We start from the raw sequence: 18,578 nt of genomic DNA on the forward strand, positions 1-18,578 counted from the left end.
AGAGAGAAGATGGAGCAGCGTATGAAATTGCCTTTCACATCGAAAGACTTGGCGGTTACGCAAGCGAGCGTAACCGCTCTCCTTTTTTTATTAATCCCTTTGTTTAATATCATGGGCTTCAGTTCGAATAAACTGATGGCGGTTCTTCACGGGTTGGGAGCAACCTTAACGGTCCTGCTCAGCTGTCAGACGATTCACTTGGTGTATCCCTTGCTTCGGGGGAAGAAAGAAATTGCAGGGAAACTAGAATTGATGCTCTGGTTGACGAATGTACTTGTCCTGCTTACGATCATTTTTGGAAATTGGCTGTATATCGCCTACCGGGCACCCGACGGCGCCCAGCAGTGGCTGATGTACCACAATCCTTCGATTCATTTCGTCGTTATGGAGTTTAAAGAGTTTGTATCTTTATATCCTTTGCCGTTAGGTATTGCGGCAGCCGTTCTGCTGCGGCGGTTTCGCCATGAATTGGAAGCGGGCAGCGCGATTAACAGTGTTATAGCCCTGCTCATCACGTTGTCCTGGATTTGCCTGCTGATCGCGTTTATTTTTGGAATCGGTTTGGCCAAATTAAAAATGGTTTGAGGTTGAATGGCCGGAAGGGGAAAAAGATTGTGCACGCCAACAAACAACGAAAAACGGGAGAAATTATTGCCGTATTGGTATCAGTATGGCTGGGCATTGCGGCGATGACCGCCAGCCATTTATGGACGGTTTACGATCTCTCAAGAGCAAACTCCATTCTGTTGAAGCTGGGATCCTGGATTCCCGGATGGTGGGGCATCGGGCCTTATGCCGGAAAAGAAACCGTAGGGCTGCTAGCCTGGTTGGCCGCATGGGCTATTCTTCATGTTATCATTAGAAATAGAGAGTTTAACCTAAAGGCATGGACGCAAGTCTTTGCAGTCGGTTTTTTTGTCATATTGATTGTCAATTGGCCTCCGGTTTATCACGCCGTATTGGGCTGGCTGCCCGCTTTCCCATAACGTTAATGGTAAGGGAGGATAGAGCAAATCATGTCCACGATTTACAGATATAAACTTTCAGTTCTGTTCTGTCTATCCGTCTGTCTGCTGCTCAGCACATTTCTATGGACGAATATACCGACACAAGGAGTGAAATCATCCGACCCCTATTCCGTTTCTTATCGATTCGGTTATTTCAGCCGGAACGACGGGAATGTTCGGGAATGGATCGAGCAAACTGAAGAAATTTCTTTTTTTACTGCACCCCATCGGCTTCTGCAAAGCTCCGCAGGGATGTTGCCTTCTCAAGTGTATCCCGTATTTGACGGTTCCACTACCGAGGCCGATTTCAATCAGGCTTATTCCCAACTGCCCGGCGATATGCTGCCCGGGTACGGAAAATCCGTCTATTCGATCGATTACGGAAATGCCCGATTTATTTTTTTGAACGCTGGACGATTATCGGACGCTGAGGATCGCCAATTGGAATGGCTGCGGCAGACGGTAGAGCAAAACAAACAAACGTATACCTTTGTATGGATGGGAGAAAATCCGAATCAGCCCGAATGGTGGAATGAGTTGAAGTCCATCGGAATTCATGCTGTGTTCGTTGGGGATGCCATATATACCCCCGATTCTGTCATCAAGCAGCAGCCATCCGAGTATATCCCCGCAGAATATGAGGGTTGGGGAATTTGGAATTTATCCGCGTTGATGGAAACACCTTTTATCACGGTGATTGAAGCGGTTGACAACACATTAGTCATCAAAGCTGAAGACAATGAAGGAAAAGTGCTGGATCAACTTGAGCAGGATACCCGAAATTTGGGGCAACAACCGACGACGATAGAGAGAACGTTAATCGGCATTCAATCCATGTGGCGTTACCACCCCGGGGATTCGAATATCAAGGTGTCCATTCCGGAAGGATTCGATGTGACAGGCGAACATCCAATTACGAGTCGATTCCAATTGCCTCCGGACGATTGGCGAAGCCCGGAATACGACGATTTCTCCTGGGAAACCGGCAGGGCTCCGTTGGGTCACTCGAATGAGAGTTTCTTGCATCAGCTGATCCGAACCCAATTGTCCGTTAATAAAAATTCGCCGACCTACTATTTCCGCAAGTCATTCGAATTCGACGGCGATCCCGACAAATTAACCGGGTTAATTCTGTATGCCGCCTACGAGGACGGATTTGTTGTTTACCTGAACGGACAAGAGGTTGCCCGCGACGGCATTCGAACCGGACTGTTGACCCATTCCGCACTGGCTGAACCGAACGAATTTTCTTTCTATCAATCATTTGATCTGAAGGGACATACGGACAAATTGGTCAAGGGCATGAATTCGATCGCTGTGGAAATGCACCGCAGCCATCCTGCAGCACCCCAATTAATATTTGACCTCAGCCTGTCAGGCGAATTCGAATAGGAAGGATCGTTTCAAGATGCTGGTAAAATCAAAAGAAGATCAATATCAACGCACGATGTTGTCGATAGGACTGCGGATTGCTTTCATCGTCCTTCTGACGGGTTGGATGGTCGGCTGCAGCCGAACTGGACAAACCGGGTCTATTCCGCTAATCGCAGATATTGCGGTGACCAGCAATCATTTGATTGTCGTAAACGGAGATTCGTTTGTATGGAATCAGGTGAAAATCACGATTGACGATAAGTATTCGTATGAAGCATACGTGCTGCCGAGGGGAAAGTCAAGCTTGCCGCTAACGGAATTCGTAGATGAAAAAGCCAATCGGTTCAAACCTCACTTTTTAAAAATACGTAAGGTAAAGATTCATGTGCCCGATGCGCGGGATGGAATAGAAGGCCATTATCGCTGGTGATTATAATAATACATACAAAAAACGAGAAGGCTCCATAGAGGATGCTTTCCCGTTTTTCTTTATAAATCGCTTAAAAAACCTGCAGTTCGAGCTTTAAAAAGGCACATCTTTTATAAGATATATCGATGATATGATGAGAGGGAATTGTGTAAGCGCACTCATTAATTCTAAACATATAAGGGGGATAGCAACAGCTACTAATCAGATTATAAGAGGAGGTATACTATGCACAATTATGTGTTACCCGATTTAAAGAAGACTATAAATCTTGCTAAACGAGTCTTGCTTCTTCTTCTTATCGTTACTCTAGCAATGCCTATGACAGGGGGGGTAGAATCGCGTGTTATGGCTGAATCGGATCAGATGCTGACCGCTTCACCAGGATCGGCAGATGAGCCTGCTTTCGTTCACCCAGGTGGACTGTTCAAGAAGTCCGATCTGGAGCGAATGAGGTACATGGTGGAAGCCGGTATCGATCCATGGCTTACGTCGTACAACAATCTAAAAGCTGAATCTAAAGCAAGCTATAACTATACAGTTCGAGGAAATTCGAGCTGGACTGTCGTGAATAGGGAAGACGGCATCCATTCAGGTGAATTTGAATCGGATGTAACAGCCGCTTATTTGAATGCGTTAATGTGGTCGATTACAGGCGACACGCGGCACGCCGACAAAGCGGTTGAAATCTTTAAGGTGTGGAGCAATCTGACGGAATTCACCGGAGGAGGCACCGAGGCGCTGAATGCCGGCCTATACATCTGGAAGCTGGTAGAAGCGGCCGAGATTATACAGAGTACTTACAACGGCTGGGCTCCTGCAGATTTGCAGAAGTTTAAAGATATGCTTGTTTATCCCGGCTATTCCGCTACGGGAGTACCCGATTCCGTAACTAAGAACAACGGAACATTCTACTGGCGGATTTACAACGGGGATTTCGGGCGGCACGGCAACCAGGACATGATCGCCTGGAGAGCGATGATCACGATGGCCGTTTTCATGGACAACAGAACCATGTATGACCGTGCGCTCCGTTACTTTACAGGTCAGCCGCACAGGCCGGACGATCTGCCGTATGCTTCTGGACCGTCGCAATCGGGGGAGCAGCTAGCAGATAATGATTATTTCACCACGTTCAAGTACACGGGTCCTCAAGGAACGACGCCGGATTACGGCTATAACGGTACGTTAGAGAACTATATTTGGGAGAACGGACAGAATCAGGAGAGCTCGCGCGACCAGCAGCATGCTTTCTTCGGTCTAGGGACCGCAGCCGGCATAGCTGAAGTGGCGTGGAATCAGGGCGTCGACGTGTGGAATTCGCTCGATAACCGGCTGCTCAAAGGGTTTGAATTCATGTCCAAATACAATACATCCTTCGTGGCCTCATACCCTGATCTGCAGACGCCTTGGGAGCCGGACAATTTCATCCAGCGTCTGGATCGGACGGGCCGATGGTTTTCCAAACAAATCAATCCGTACTATGAGAACGACTTCTCTACCTTGAGCCGCGGGAATTTTGTGGAGGGCAGACCTGTCTACGAGCAGGCGCTTGCTCATTTCAAGGTTAGAATGGGAATGGGAGACGAAGCGCTCTGGACGGAAAGAGGACGGGATACTGCCATAGCTAAGGCAGGCTACGAGAAAACCGGCCATAGCCTGGATCATCCGGGGTGGGGTGCACTGACGTTCCGCAGACCGGAGCTCATGGCCGGAGATCCGATTAGCGGATTTGCAAACGGCGTCCCTGTTTTCAGCATGAACAAGCTTCCTGGAACCATTGAAGCGGAGCATTATGATCATATGCCGATCGATGGAGAGGGCCGAACCTACCATGATCTGACCTCCGGCAACTCCGGCGGAGAGTACCGCAATGACGGTGTGGACATTGGGACCGACGGCGCAGGCGGGTATGCGTTGACGGAGCTTGCGAACGGCGAATGGTTGACCTATTCCGTCTATGTGCCAGCAACCGGAACCTACAAGATCGATGTAGAGTATGCCGCAGCGGCCGCAGGCGGTTCCATCAAGTTTGCATTTAACGGTTCGGATGCGACGGAGGATGTCGCACTGCCAAGCACCGGGGGAGCAACCGAGTGGAACACGTTAACCGTGGACGATACGGTTCAGTTGACGGCAGGCGTTCAGGCCATGCGGGTATTTATCGGTGGCGATTCGAAGGCGCTCAGCCTGAATCGGATCACGGTAAGCCGTGACTCCGAAGCAGCAGCTTCCACTTATTTGGACAAGCTGGATTTCGGCAATACGTCGTCGGAGCAAGCCCATCAATTCAAAGGCGACTTCACAAGCGCCATTACCAGCGCGTTGGGTCAATCCGCACGGATCGCGCTTCCGCGTACGCCCGCCGATATTCAGGGCGGGGAAATGACGTTTACGATGAAAGTCGATCCGATTGCCCAAAACTATTTCACAGCAAAGTTTTGGGGAAGTGACGAGTCAAGCTACAAAACAATGGTGTACATTAACGGCGAGCAGATCGGCTACCGACGCGTCGGGGACTATCAGGCACTCGAAATGGGGACAAGCGGCGCATTGCCGAACCGTTTCTATTACAATACGACCTTGCTTCCGCTCGAGCTTACCCAAGGACGCGACACTGTCGAAATCACGGTAAAGACGTTCAGTGGGAACTTCGGCGCGATCGTAGATCAAGGGTCGAGAGGGTATTACGACGCGTACACGCATACCGATGCCTATCTGGACGTATCTGATGAAAACCAGGGTACTAAAATCGGTGACAACGTCTCCTATGTAAGAGACGATATAACGGACGAAGAGAAGCAGGCCAAAATCGACGAATATATAGCAGCCATGATCAATAACTTCAATTCGTATTCCGCCAGAATAGACGACGGCGCGAATGCCAAATTATCGATCGTAAGGTATACGGATGAACTGAAGTTTTATGCAAATGCCCTCCATTATGACTGGTCTCCTGCCAAGACGGCGGAAGAAAAAAGGGCGGCGCTGGAGCGTATTTTCAAAGTAATCGACAATCATGTCAAGGATTATTATGGCAACATTAGGCTGGTAACCAGGGGCGGTCATCAAGGCGACTGGGGCGGCTATTATGGCGCATTAGGCGAGGCGCTGTATATTGTCGAACAGTTCACCAAGGATGACGCCATCTATGGCGAGGCGGCATTCAACGCACTTCTCGATCAGCCGTTCGTGACGGGAACGGTCGACGGTCAGTACTCGCTTGCGGGAGTAGACTGGAATGGCGGCGAATTATCTCGCCGGGAAGCGTGGGAGCGCGTGCTGAAAGCGAATTTCGACTTTGCCCGTTCCAGACTGTCCTACATCTATAATCAAGTGGTGTATACGTACGAAGGCGCATGGGAAGCGCACGAAGGACTGCGCCTGATCGGCTCTCCGTTCTATGAAGGCAAAGAGCGCAGCCATCAGATTCTTCTTGAATCGTTAGGGGGGCAACCGTTCCTAGGAGAAGAAGTGCTGGTCGGCCCGAACGGCGAACAATTGGATTTGTACCATTCCTTGTTCTATCATGATCAGACGGCCAGATTTACGGAAGATTATGTGCAAATTGTTGCCAAGGGACTCGCGAAGAGCAAGCTGGATGCGAATGGGAACGTCGTCAGACGGCTGCCGTACGGCGAGCATTACTACAACCTGACGGAAGCGGGGCTGACAAGGGAAAATGGATATGTCGCCAATTACGGCGAGGCGGCCAACTACCTTCTGAAGTATTTCTACAAAACGTTAAACCACGCCGGCGACGAGGAATTGAACGATGAAATCCTGAAGCTGGCATTGAAAAACATGCATGCCCGCGGGTTTGTCCGGTACTCGTCTTTGGATGATGACGGGAAACGAATTATGAGAGCGGAACAAGTTACGGATGAGCGGAACACGGCTCTGTCAGGTTTCTACGCGTATGGCGCGAGAACTGTAACTGGCATGTCGCTGCAGTACGCTTCTCTGGAAATGGAGATGGTTCACAACGAGCAAAGGTACAGCGGTCCGGAATGGGACGAGTACTGGCAGTATGCGAAGGAAGCGGTCGGTTTCGCGCAGCAGCAGCTTGCGGATCACCAACTGTTCAATTTCACCTTCGGAACCAGAGGCACGAACAGCGGAGAGGATTACCATCTGGCAGACACTTATAAATACGTCTCCGGCGAGCGGGCCGGCTTCAGCCGCTTCGGCGGTCAGGTGACAGCAGGCGCCGTCCTTGCGCAGACGGATTTCGATTATTATACGGCAGATGAAATTGCGGCCCTCAATGTGAACCCGGCCGATTACGAACAGTTTGCCTGGGCGGACATTGACAATATGTTTATCTCGATGCGGGACGGCGATCTTCGGATCTTTGCGAACCTGAACGAGCTGAACAAAGGCTACAGAGCCAACGGCAGGCTTCATGTGCTGGGTGAAAATTACGACCATATTGTCCAAATCGCGACCAACAGCAAATTTCAGTATGAAGATTATTATATACGAATGAACGAAGTCGATATGATTTTCTTCGAAGATCAAGTGACGAATGGCGCCACAGCGCCGCAGTCGATGGCAGGCGAAATGATCCCGATGACGTATCAGCCGGGCGTAGGCAGGACGGACCGCGATAATTTCGAGGCGGACACGCCTTATGCTGGTTATCCGGATTTGCTGACGGCAAGATACGGCAAGTATTTCATGATTTTCAATACGACCCGGGATGAATACGGAAACACGCAAACCTTTGAAGTGGAATTGCCTTCGGATTACAGTGGCAACACCGTGCTGGATCTTGTATCGGGCAGCCTGATTCGTGTGAAGAATGGCAAGGTGACGATTCCGTCCAAGAAGGCGATGGTCTTGAAGCTGACATCGGCTGCGGATGCTGCTCTGAAGCCGCATCATGTCGACTTCGTCAGCGCACTGGCGGGCAACGGATATGCCGGCATCACATGGAAAACGACAGCGGGAGCAGAAACGTACACGATTGAACGCGCCCGCAAAGCGGAAGGTCCTTACCAACCGGTCGCTTCCGGAGTCAAGGGCAATTATTACAAGGATACTAAGGTAAAGAACGGCAATGTCTATTATTACAAAGTAACCGGTGTGAACGCCAACGGGGCCGGATGGTCCTCCCACCATGCCAAAGTCGATTTGTCCGCCCCTGTGTCGGGACTTGGGAATTCGGCATGGCGCGACGACCGGATCGGCACTTCATCGGGCAACGCGGCGGTATCCGGATCGAATATCGCGATCACCGGCGCTAACGGCCATGGCTTGGGCGAAGGCGACGACCTGATGATCTACGACCGGGACATCCGGGATTCGTTGCATTTAGTACATCAGGTTGCAGCCGGCAGTTTTTCGGTCAGCGCGAAGCTGGACAACCGGAGCGGAAACGTAAACGGCATCATGTTCCGCGACAAGCTGCAAGAGAACACCCGTTACATGTACTTCGGCGTAGATCCAGACGGTAATCTAGTCCTGCAAAACCGTACCCGGGATTCACGCCACGCGTTCTCGGAAGAGAAGAAGAGCCCGATGAATGCAAATCTGATCGGACTTCGTGCGGAAGATTATCCGTACCTGAAGCTCGTTCGCGATTACGATTCGCATTATATCCATGCTTATGTGTCTAAGGACGGCGCGGAATGGCAGATGGTGAAGCGGATGTTCACTCCGTTCCCTTATGCGGTCTATGCGGGTGTTGCAACTTCCGGAGACGCGAGCTTCAGCAACGTATCGGCAGAAGAATTGCCGCGCGGTCAGGTATACCCATATGTGCAAAGAGACGTCAACAGTATCTCGCTTGCCTGGAATAAGCCGGACCAAGCAGTCAAATTCAGTCTGTTCCGCACGGACAATAAGGAAGCAAGCTCAACCGACCCGGTATTCAAAGCGGGTACTTTGGAGCTGGAGGAAAACTCCCCATGGACGGTTCTGGCTTCCGGGACTCCGTTATTGACGTATACAGATATCGGACCGGGCTTCGACAATTTCCCGGCCTATAAAGTTGCAGCCATTGCTATGGACGGAACGATCATCGGATTTTCCGATACGGTCTATCCGCCGAATGAAACACCTGCGCCTCACGTATCAAGCATCAAGGTGGAAAACTTCCTTGAAGGTCTTGACGATACGATAGAAGTAACGGGTCTGCCGGTTGGCGCGAAGGTGAAGGTGTACCGTTCTCCTATAGATATGACCGTGCTTGGCTCCGCCGTTTCCGACGGCGAACTCGTGACGGTGAGCATTCCTCAGATCGGCACGGAAACGGGCATTCTGTATGTAACCGTAACCGCTCCGGGCCGGATGGAAAGTGCGAGAACGTCCAAGTCGTACCCGGGCGAGAGCGGACTGATTGAGCTGAAGGCGGAGAAGGATGCCACGCTGCGGTTCAACATGAATACGGGCGGCGGCGACCCTTCGATGACCATTCTTTCCTTCGGGCAGGACGAAGGGAATAAACGATTCGGCATCGTTACTTTTGATAACGTACCGGAATTTGACGATGAAAATATTGAGTCGGTTACGTTAAAAATGTACCGCTCCAACGGAAGATCAGCTCTCCTTCGCGCGCACCCTATTGAGTGGGACGATTGGAAGGAGACGGGAGGTGCGCTGGGAGCCGAATTGAAGGGCGAGTATTTTGGCGGAAGCACGGAAGCGGCTCTCGCGTTCTTCGAAGGACCGCATGCCTCGGCTATGATAACGAATGAAGATAAGAATTCGGTATATGGCATTAACGGAAGCTGGTATCTGGATGTGACGCAGCTTCTGAAAGTGAATCAAGGAAACAGAGCGACGTTCCTGTTGTCGGTTCCGAGCGGAGAAGTGAATCCGCATACGAAAGAATATACGTCCGGCACCAGCATTCCGGGACAATTCGGTCCTGAACTGATTGTAAAATATAAGACGGATAACGTCACAACGACGCCATCCGAATCCGATATTACGGTCAGGAACAATCCGGAAGGACTGGCGGATACGGTTGAAGTTTCGGGGCTAACGGAAGGAACGGTTGCCAAGGTGTACCGTACGGAAACCGACACCGAACCGATGGGCTCCGCCGTTTCGGACGGGACGGTTGCATCGGTAAGCATCCCGCAGATCGGCGCCGGATCGGGTACGCTTTATGTTTCGGCAGCCGCGCCGTTCAAGCTGGAAAGTGAAAAGACGGCAAAATTGTATGCGGGCGAAGACGGACAGATCGTTTTTAAGGTGGAGAAGGATGCTACGGTGCGCTTTAATGCGAACGCTCCCGGCGATTTTCACTGGATGACGATTCTTTCCGGCGGGACGGATTACGAGACGCAGAAGCGCTACGGCATCGTCACCTTCGCGGGCGTTCCGAACGTCAATGATGCGAATATTGAATCGGTCACGCTCCGGATGTACCGGAACAACGCCAGATCGGCGACGATGCAAGCCCATCATCTGGAATGGGACGACTGGATCGAACCGGGGGGAAGCGGCACGCTCGGCGTTCAATTGAAGAGCGAGTACTTTGGCGGAAGTACGCAAGCAATAACGGAGTTTTTCTCAGGACCGTTCGCCTCGGCCGGAGTAACGCCGGAAACCGCTTATGCGGAGCATGGTGTGAATGCGACCTGGAATCTGGATGTGACGGAGATTCTGAGGGCCAATACGGGCGATCGAGCGACCTTGTTGCTATCCGCCCCTAGCGCCGAAGGGAATCCGTTAACGAAAGAATATGTTTCCGGTGACAGCAGCTTTGGTCAATACGCACCTGAATTGATTATTAAGTATAAGAAGCAAATCGCTGTAACACCGCAGCCGTCCGAATCCGATATCACAATAACCAACAATCCGGAAGGTTTTGCGGATACGGTTGAAGTTGCAGGGCTGGCGGAAGGGACGGTAGTCAAAGTTTATCGCACGTCAACGGAAAATGAGCTTCTAGGCTCAGCCGTTTCCGACGGCACGTTTGCTGAGGTAAGCATCCCGCAAATCGGTGTCGGCTCAGGTACGCTTTATGTATCGGCAGCAGCTCGGTTTAAGCAGGAAAGCGAGAGAACCGCAAAGCTTTACACCGACGAAGATGGAAAGATCGTCGTTCAAGTTGAAAAGGATGCAACGATTCGATTTAATTTGAACGCTCCCGGTGATTTCAAAGAGTTGACGATTCTGTCAAGCGGAGCGAATGTTGAAACGCAGAAGAGGTACGGCATCGTAACCTTTAACAACATTCCTAATTTCAATGATGCGGATATTGAATCGGTCACGCTTCGGATGTACCGGAACAATACGAGAACGGCAACGATGCAAGCGCATCATCTGGAGTGGGACGGCTGGCTCGAACCGGGCGGCAGCGGAACTCTTGGCGCCCAGTTGAAAAACGAGTATTTTGACGGAAGCTCACAAGCTATTGCAAGCTTCTTCTCGGCGCCTTCCGTTTCTGCCGGATTAACGCCTGAAACCGGCTATGCGGAGCATGGCATTAATGCGACCTGGAATCTTGATGTAACGCAGATCCTGAAGGCCAACCAGGGGGACAGAGCGACCTTGCTGCTGTCTGTTCCAAGCGGCGAAGGGAATCCGTTATCGAAAGAATTTGTTACGGGTACCAGCAGCCCTGGCCAATATGCGCCACAATTGATTATTCAATATAAGAAAGAAGCCATCCTCCCGAAATTGCTGGAACAAGCTGCAGCAATCGACACCGAGCTTTACACGGAGGAGAGCGTTCAGAAGTTATTAACGGAATTAGCCAATGCACAATCCGTAAATAACAATGATGAAGCAACACAACAACAGATCAATGCGGCAGCAGCGAGCCTGCAAGCGGCGCTCAAAGGACTGCAGTGGAAAGAAATTACCGCTTCCCTGGATCCTTCTGAGCCAAGCGGCAAGAACGGCTGGTACACATCGCCAGTCACGTTGACTCTGTCTCCTGCGGCGATCGCGGAATACAGCTTGGACGGCGGAAGCACCTGGTCTGCTTACAGTGCACCTGTAAACTTGAACCAAGAGGGAACGCATCACATTCTGTATCGCCGTTCCGTTGATACAGGAGAGACGAGTTCGCTGGAGGTCAAAATCGATCTTACGGCGCCTGCGGTGCAAATCACGGGAGAGGCATCGTACACTATCGACCAGACAGTGACCATAACATGCAGCGCTGCCGATGTTGTTTCGAGCGTATACGGTTCACCTTGCGAAGAACCGCTGATTCTGGTCAATGCTTACACATTAGCCTCCGGCCAGCATACAGTATCAGTCACAGTAGAGGACATGGCGGGCAATCAAACGACGGTTACCCATACGTTTGAGGTAACAGTCACGTTTGACAGTTTGAAGACCGTGACGAACTCCTTCCTGCAGGAAACTGGCGACAAAGCTTGGGAATCTGTGGCGGGCTCGTACAATCATAAGCTCGATCAGGCCGAAGAGAAGGCCGACAGCGGCAAACTCGAAGCTGCCGAAGGCATTATGGCTGGCTTTATCGATCAGGTTAAAGACCATTCAGGTAAATTCTTTACGCCTGAACAAGCGGAAATCCTAATACGCTGGGCTCAAATCGTCATCTAATAAGTTTTTTCGATACCGCTTTATCGTAAAAAAAGATGCTGTCCCGTCGTGATATGCTCCCCATACGGTAGACAGGTGAAATAATAAAACCTGTTGCTGTAAGGGGAGCATTTTCATGTCTAAATCACTGTTCAGTACGGAACAGAAACTTACTATCCTGCAAGAGATTGAGAACGGCCAGTTGGGAATTATGGCAGTGGACTGCACCCCGTCAAGTAGACAGTAGAATATAATAAAATACTTAGGCAGCCTTGGTTCGAACTTCCATCGGACTAAGGCTGTTTAGTTTCGCCTGTAAACGATCGTTATGTGGGATTACCTGCCCTTAAGCTGTGGTTTACCTCATTACGAATGAGGTAATTGTGTTCTATTCTAATATTGCATGCACTAACACGAAGGAGGATATTAATAAAATGAAAAAGCTGCAAAGAAGAGTATCTACCTTTCTTATCGTTGTTCTATCTTTCGTATTCTTAATTGCTCCGGCAGCGTCAATTTCTGTAGCGGCTTCCACCGCGGCAGATGCTGAGGTATTTCCCTATACGCAGGGGACCAAATATCAAGCTTCTACAAACTATACGTTAAAAGCGAACGGAGTAGCTGTTCCGGTCATTCGTGCTTATAACGATTATGATTACGCTCACTTCTCAGCATCCGAAGGATTGATTACTTACGAGCTAACGATTCTGAACACCGATAAGGTGCATGAATATTCGATTAGCCCGAAGAAGCTGGGGATCACAGCCAGTAAGGTTGAGGGCAGAACGATTACCTTCTCAACGGATAAACCCGAATACCTCATTATTATGATGAATAACAGAACAACACGGATGGTCATTGCTGCAGATCCAGCGGAGTTGGATAAGCCTGAATCGGCAGGAGCAGGCATATTCAACGTGACGGAAGCACCGTATCATGTTGCCAACGATGGGGCGGTTAGCGGAGCAACGGAAAGAACAGCGGCACTCCAGCTTGCAATTAATGATGCAAGCGCTTATGGGACGGCTCAGGGTAATGGCGAGCAAGGTGTTGTATATGTCCCGGCAGGTCAATATTACATTGGGAATTTACTGCTGAGGAGCAACTCCGCTCTTTACCTCGAGCCAGGTGCAGTCCTTATTGGCACAGGAAAGGCAGATGACTACATCAGGCATTGGTATAAGGATTCCAAGCTGCAGCCGGTAACCTGGTGGATCTCCACCGAATATGACTCGGAGAATATTAAGATTTATGGCCGCGGCACATTGGATGGCAACGGTTCAGCGCTGTCAGGTGATAGAAGCTCCAGTACGCACACTAGAGGCATGATCAACAATCTGGTAGTTCCAATTTCAACGCAGAATTTCAAGATGGACGGTATTATTGTACGGGAATCGTCTGCATGGGCTGTGACACCCGTTCGCTCCAATGATTTGGTATTTACGAATCTTAAAATTTTTAACAGCTTGGGTATGAGTGAGAATGATGGAATTGATATAAACGAATCACAGAATGTTCATGTTAAGAATGTCATTGGCATCGCGCTGGATGATCCGTTCTCGACGAAGGCATGGGCGGCGCATACGGATATTGCCAGTGGAGATTTTCCTTGGCCAGGCAATCCTGAACCAGTTGATAACGTTCTGTTCGAGGATTTAATAGCATGGACGTTATGTTATGGCTATAAGGTTGGTCAGGGCGTCGAACAGAATCAGAATAACATCACCTTTAGGAATGGGGTTGTGTATCGAGCAGCTGTGGGCTTCGGGATCCACCATAAGTGGGGCTCTGCAACGATTAGCAATGTCACGTTTGAGAATATGGATGTTGAACAGATCAGAGGTAAGAATGATGATAACAGCTCATGGATGACGCTACACTCGGTCTATAACTCTACTGGCGTCGGACCCATAACAGACGTTACAGTGAAGAATATTACAGTTCGTGAGAAGGGCGAGACCTTTGGTAAGATCAAAGGGCATGAAACCGCATGGATTACGGATGTTGCGTTCGAGAATGTATATATGCCAGATAGTAACAGCCCAACCGGTGTTAGCATTACCCCTGCAACCAGATTGTTCGACATGAACTTCTTGCTGTTAGAGTACTATGACGGGGTAACCATATTACCTGTGCAGAATCGGGAGCCTAGAGTTGACGGGAATTTAGCCTTGAATAAGTCTGCTTTCATCTCCGCCAATGATCCTATAAACACTGACACAGCTGGTTTAGCCTTCGATGGTAAGATGAATACACGAGCAGGCACCGCACGGACAGATGCACAATGGATTTATGTGGATCTTGGAGCCAAGCAGACAATTAATGAAGTTAGGCTGTACTGGGAAACCGCATATGGAGCAAGCTATCAGCTTCGTGTCTCTGATGATGCAGTGAACTGGCAGACAGTGTATAATACGACCACCGGCAAGGGCGGAACGGAGATCATCGCATTAGATGAAGTAGAGGCGCGTTATGTTCAGATGTTTGGTATCAAAAGGGGGACCAAATATGGATACTCCTTATGGGAATTTGAGGTGTACCTCCAGGATTATACGTCCTATGATGTGGTTCTAGATAAGATCTCCTTAACATTAAAAGCTGGAGAGCAAGATCAGCTAACAGCTACGGTATTGCCTGAGAATACGATAGATAAGTCAGTCAGATGGTCTTCATCGGATAATCTGGTTGCGACTGTTGATGAGTATGGCTTGGTTACTGCGATTACTCAGGGTTCGGCTGTTATTACAGCCACAACGAATGACACGGGCCTTGACGCGCATGCCATTGTAACGGTTCTACCACCCGACGACATGACTCCTCCGACCGGAAGCTTCATGGTTAATTCCGGGGATAAATACACGAATGCTACGGAAGCTCTTCTGTCTATAGAAGCGCAGGATGATATCAGTGGAGTTCATCAGATGCGATTCCGGACAGATCAAAGTGAATGGATGGATTGGGAGAATTATGTGACTTCGAAGACGTTCTCACTCCCTTCTGGAGATGGCATAAAAACAATTTATATGCAATTCAATGATCAAGCTGGGAATGTTAGCGAGATTATACAACAAGAGATCACATTGGATACGACTGCTCCTGTTATTACGTTTACTGGCCGCCAAGATGAGTATTCTGTAGATTCAACAATTGCCATTTCCTGCACTGCATATGACGAATTGTCAGGTATTCAATCAGAGGAATGCCCCCAACTAGAAGCTTTGGCTTATAGTCTTCAACTAGGTGTTCATAAGCTCTCCGCTTCGGCAACCGATAATGCGGGGAATGCAACTATGGCTGAAATTGAATTTAGCATTACATTGGATTATGACAGCTTAAGTCGCTTGACCGAGTCCTTCGTTACCAAAGAAGGAATCGCACATTCACTCACAGTAAAGCTTCTTTCGGCCAAAGAAAAAGCGGAGCAAGGTAATTTGAATGCTAGAGATGGTATGCTCGGAGCATACGTCAATCAGGTTTCCGCCCAGAGCGGAAAAAGTTTGACTGAGCAGCAAGCAAATCTATTAATTAGCTTTGTTGAACATTTATAATCATTATGGCGGCGGATAGGAATAAAGCGCGGCTAGCGAAATTGTTCTAATTGAATTTACAACATAATAAATATTATGTTAACTTGGGAAATTCATTATGATTACAGCTTTGAAGAAGTGAACGGTGGAGATAGATTACTAAAATTCATTGTTAAGCGTCCCAATATGATGGATTGGAGTTATACTAGTGAAGAATGGATATTCCCTAAAAAAAGAATTTCTTGAATTCATTACGAATAGTACGCAAGATTTCTTCGAGACTTTTAATAAATATAATCCAACTTATGATATCGATATTCAAAGAACAAAAAGTGTTCTTGAAAGATCAAAGAGACATCCCCGAAGAGAATGACTTCTCTTCGGGGATTTATTTTATCTTCTGCATTAATAGCAATCCTTTCTCAGCTGAGAAAATCAGTGATAAACACGCGACGAAGATGAACAAAAATACATTATGCAGATCGCGGAAACTACAGACAGAAAGTGAGTTTTGAATATGAAGAGAGAGCAAACTATCACGAAGAAAATAACGATGTACCAAATTAAAAGAACAGTTAGGAATCAGTTAAAACAACGATGATATATACTCATTAGAGAATTCATTGACTGTAAGTTTTAGATTATATGCCAAAATGATAGGTTTAGGTTCAATGGGATGGCTTCTGCAATAATTACTTATTCACAAAACCCGTATTTTATACATATGTCTATAAATCAATCAATCAATCCATTCATTTATCTCTTGATTGTCTAAGGACACAAATGTTCCTACATAAATGACACAATAGCCCCTACATAAGAAATTCTGAGTCCTGTAAAGCATCTCGTATTCACTCTGTTTCAGCTGGGATCAATCACGTTCTAGGTTCCCACGAATCTCCAAAATGAATTTGAGCAATATCATAAACCTTTGCCAACAAATCAGTGAACATTTCATAATCAGAAGGGCAAAAACGTCCTTCTTCAAATGATTTAGAATATATTTCTACATGACCGTCCCATTTAATCCAAAATTTAAACGTAAAGTCAGACGCCTCATCAATAAGAAGCTCTAATATTTCATCAGATTGGTTTATTTTCTTAATATCTTCAATAAATTTCATGAAGTTTTTTCTCCTTTGTAGGATGATTTGTGTCGTTTAACTACAATGTTGGCAAATTTGTGCTTTTCCTTACGACACAATTGTTCCAACTTAAATCTTCTTCTATCGTGCTTTACGGAATTTTTATGTTGGGGCTTTTGTGTCACTAGACATTGATGATCGATTGATGACAAGAACATTGTCCGATTCCCCACCACTACCCAAGTTTCACTAATGGGTTTCAAAATTAAAGCCGACAGTAAATTGCACGCGACGCGCTAACTGCAATGCCTGGTAACGATTCTCTGTCTCTGCGATTATTCGGTTACGTTCCTGCACCGACAGATCCACAGTTTCCCAACCAAAAGCATGCCTACTAGCGTCGTACAAAAACAGCTCGCTTATTGAAATCGACAGCTCGCCGCTCACAATCTGATACTAACGGTCCGGAATTTCCCTCATTAACTGATGAGGCCGAAGCTGAAGCTGACTAATGTAAAAGAGGGTCCCTTCGATATCGTCATTGACGTATAGCAACTTTTGAACACGCATATCCCTCAGCATCAAATGAGGATCCTGAACAAGGCAATCCACGCTGAAGCGGTCATTCATCTCGCGAAGTAGCTATTCCCGCGAAGGATCTTTCGACAAAAACGAAAGTGTCCCCTTCTCCCCCATGCTCTATTCCCCCCGATTTTCTAATATCCTGCCGAATAAGAACGGATTAATAGTAAGAAAAAAGCCCCTCATCATGGACTCAACTTCCCGCTTGACGCTTTGAGTCAGTCTCATTGGTAAAACGGTGCTGTTCATATACTGCTCGAATTCTTTCGAATCGCTCATAACACGATTCTTATACGCTTCATATGTCTTTCTAATCTCGCTGATCATTTTTTCTCTGAATGCTACCTCACCATATTCCTCCACCTCGACCACTCGAAGGATAGCTGCTAAAAGGTCATCCCAATAAACCTCGTGACCCAGCACCCCATTGTCTAGGTAGTTCTGCACTTGCTGCTCCTCGCGCTTCTCGTCCCTCTTATGTAGTTTCTCCTGTTCATCCTTCGTCAGTTTGTTCAAGTGCCATCGGGCGAAAAATCGTTCCCCGTCGGAAAGCAGCTTTGCCATCGCTTGCGTGACAGCCATGCGGGCTAGAGCGTAGTCGACAAATCGGCATCTCTCATAAGAGTCGACTGCCTGAACTTCCAAGTCCCGCCGATTCAACGCCTTCAATACTTGTTTGACTGTTGACGGAACACCGCTGCCCAAGACCGTAAAAGCCGTCGCCATATCGCTCCCCACTCCGGCAAAAGTTAGCGCTGTTGCGGTTGCCGTCAGTCCGGCGAGCCAAGCGGCTCGGTCCTGGAATGTTTCCTCCCCTTTTGCATATTTGATCAACTCTTTCAAACCGCTATTAATAGGATCGATCATCCCGACTTTCCTCCTTCAAGATAAATCCTGCAACAGATTCTGCGAATTCAATTCTCATTCGCCATTTTGACTTTTCTCAAATGAGTTTGTAAACGAAATATATTAGGTAAATGCGGCTCTTAAACGTTACTTCCTTTCGAGCAAGCAACACACGGCAGTCCACATGCCTGAATACATTGAACACGTAAATCAATTT

At 48.3% G+C, this 18,578-nt stretch carries 8 protein-coding genes; 6 read left to right on the forward strand and 2 right to left on the reverse strand.

Features of this window, described 5'->3' with window-relative positions:
• Positions 1-21 precede the first annotated feature (21 nt).
• The 6 genes from ACESLK_RS20595 (at position 22) to ACESLK_RS20620 (ending at position 15,869) form a co-directional block, all read left to right on the forward strand.
• Positions 22-585, forward strand: a complete 564-nt coding sequence (locus ACESLK_RS20595; protein WP_373231587.1) for a hypothetical protein — start codon at positions 22-24, stop codon at positions 583-585.
• A 29-nt stretch (positions 586-614) separates the two neighbouring features.
• Entirely contained in the window at positions 615-986 is a 372-nt protein-coding gene (locus tag ACESLK_RS20600; protein WP_373231588.1) for a hypothetical protein, read from the forward strand.
• A gap of 30 nt (positions 987-1,016) precedes the next feature.
• Complete coding sequence (locus ACESLK_RS20605; RefSeq protein ID WP_373231589.1) at positions 1,017-2,399, forward strand: hypothetical protein; 1,383 nt, start codon at positions 1,017-1,019, stop codon at positions 2,397-2,399.
• 16 nt (positions 2,400-2,415) lie between these two features.
• On the forward strand, positions 2,416-2,811 hold the full coding sequence (locus tag ACESLK_RS20610) for a hypothetical protein (protein ID WP_373231590.1): 396 nt from the start codon (positions 2,416-2,418) through the stop codon (positions 2,809-2,811).
• Between the two features lie 225 nt (positions 2,812-3,036).
• The gene (locus ACESLK_RS20615) at positions 3,037-12,342 is read left to right on the forward strand and encodes a carbohydrate-binding protein (protein ID WP_373231591.1); all 9,306 of its coding nucleotides are present in this window, start codon (positions 3,037-3,039) and stop codon (positions 12,340-12,342) included.
• Between the two features lie 413 nt (positions 12,343-12,755).
• On the forward strand, positions 12,756-15,869 hold the full coding sequence (locus ACESLK_RS20620; protein WP_373231592.1) for a galactose-binding domain-containing protein: 3,114 nt from the start codon (positions 12,756-12,758) through the stop codon (positions 15,867-15,869).
• A gap of 854 nt (positions 15,870-16,723) precedes the next feature.
• Here the strand turns inward: ACESLK_RS20620 and ACESLK_RS20625 are convergent.
• Together ACESLK_RS20625 and ACESLK_RS20630 are read right to left on the reverse strand one after the other, a co-directional pair.
• Positions 16,724-16,972 (reverse strand): hypothetical protein, encoded by a 249-nt coding sequence (locus tag ACESLK_RS20625; RefSeq protein WP_373231593.1) that lies wholly within the window; start codon positions 16,970-16,972, stop codon positions 16,724-16,726.
• Between the two features lie 660 nt (positions 16,973-17,632).
• A complete protein-coding gene (locus ACESLK_RS20630; RefSeq protein WP_373231594.1) occupies positions 17,633-18,382 on the reverse strand; it encodes a hypothetical protein in 750 nt (249 codons plus the stop codon).
• Positions 18,383-18,578 lie beyond the last annotated feature (196 nt).

The sequence above is a fragment of the Cohnella sp. genome (assembly GCF_041640265.1).
In the GTDB taxonomy this organism is placed as follows: domain Bacteria; phylum Bacillota; class Bacilli; order Paenibacillales; family Paenibacillaceae; genus Cohnella.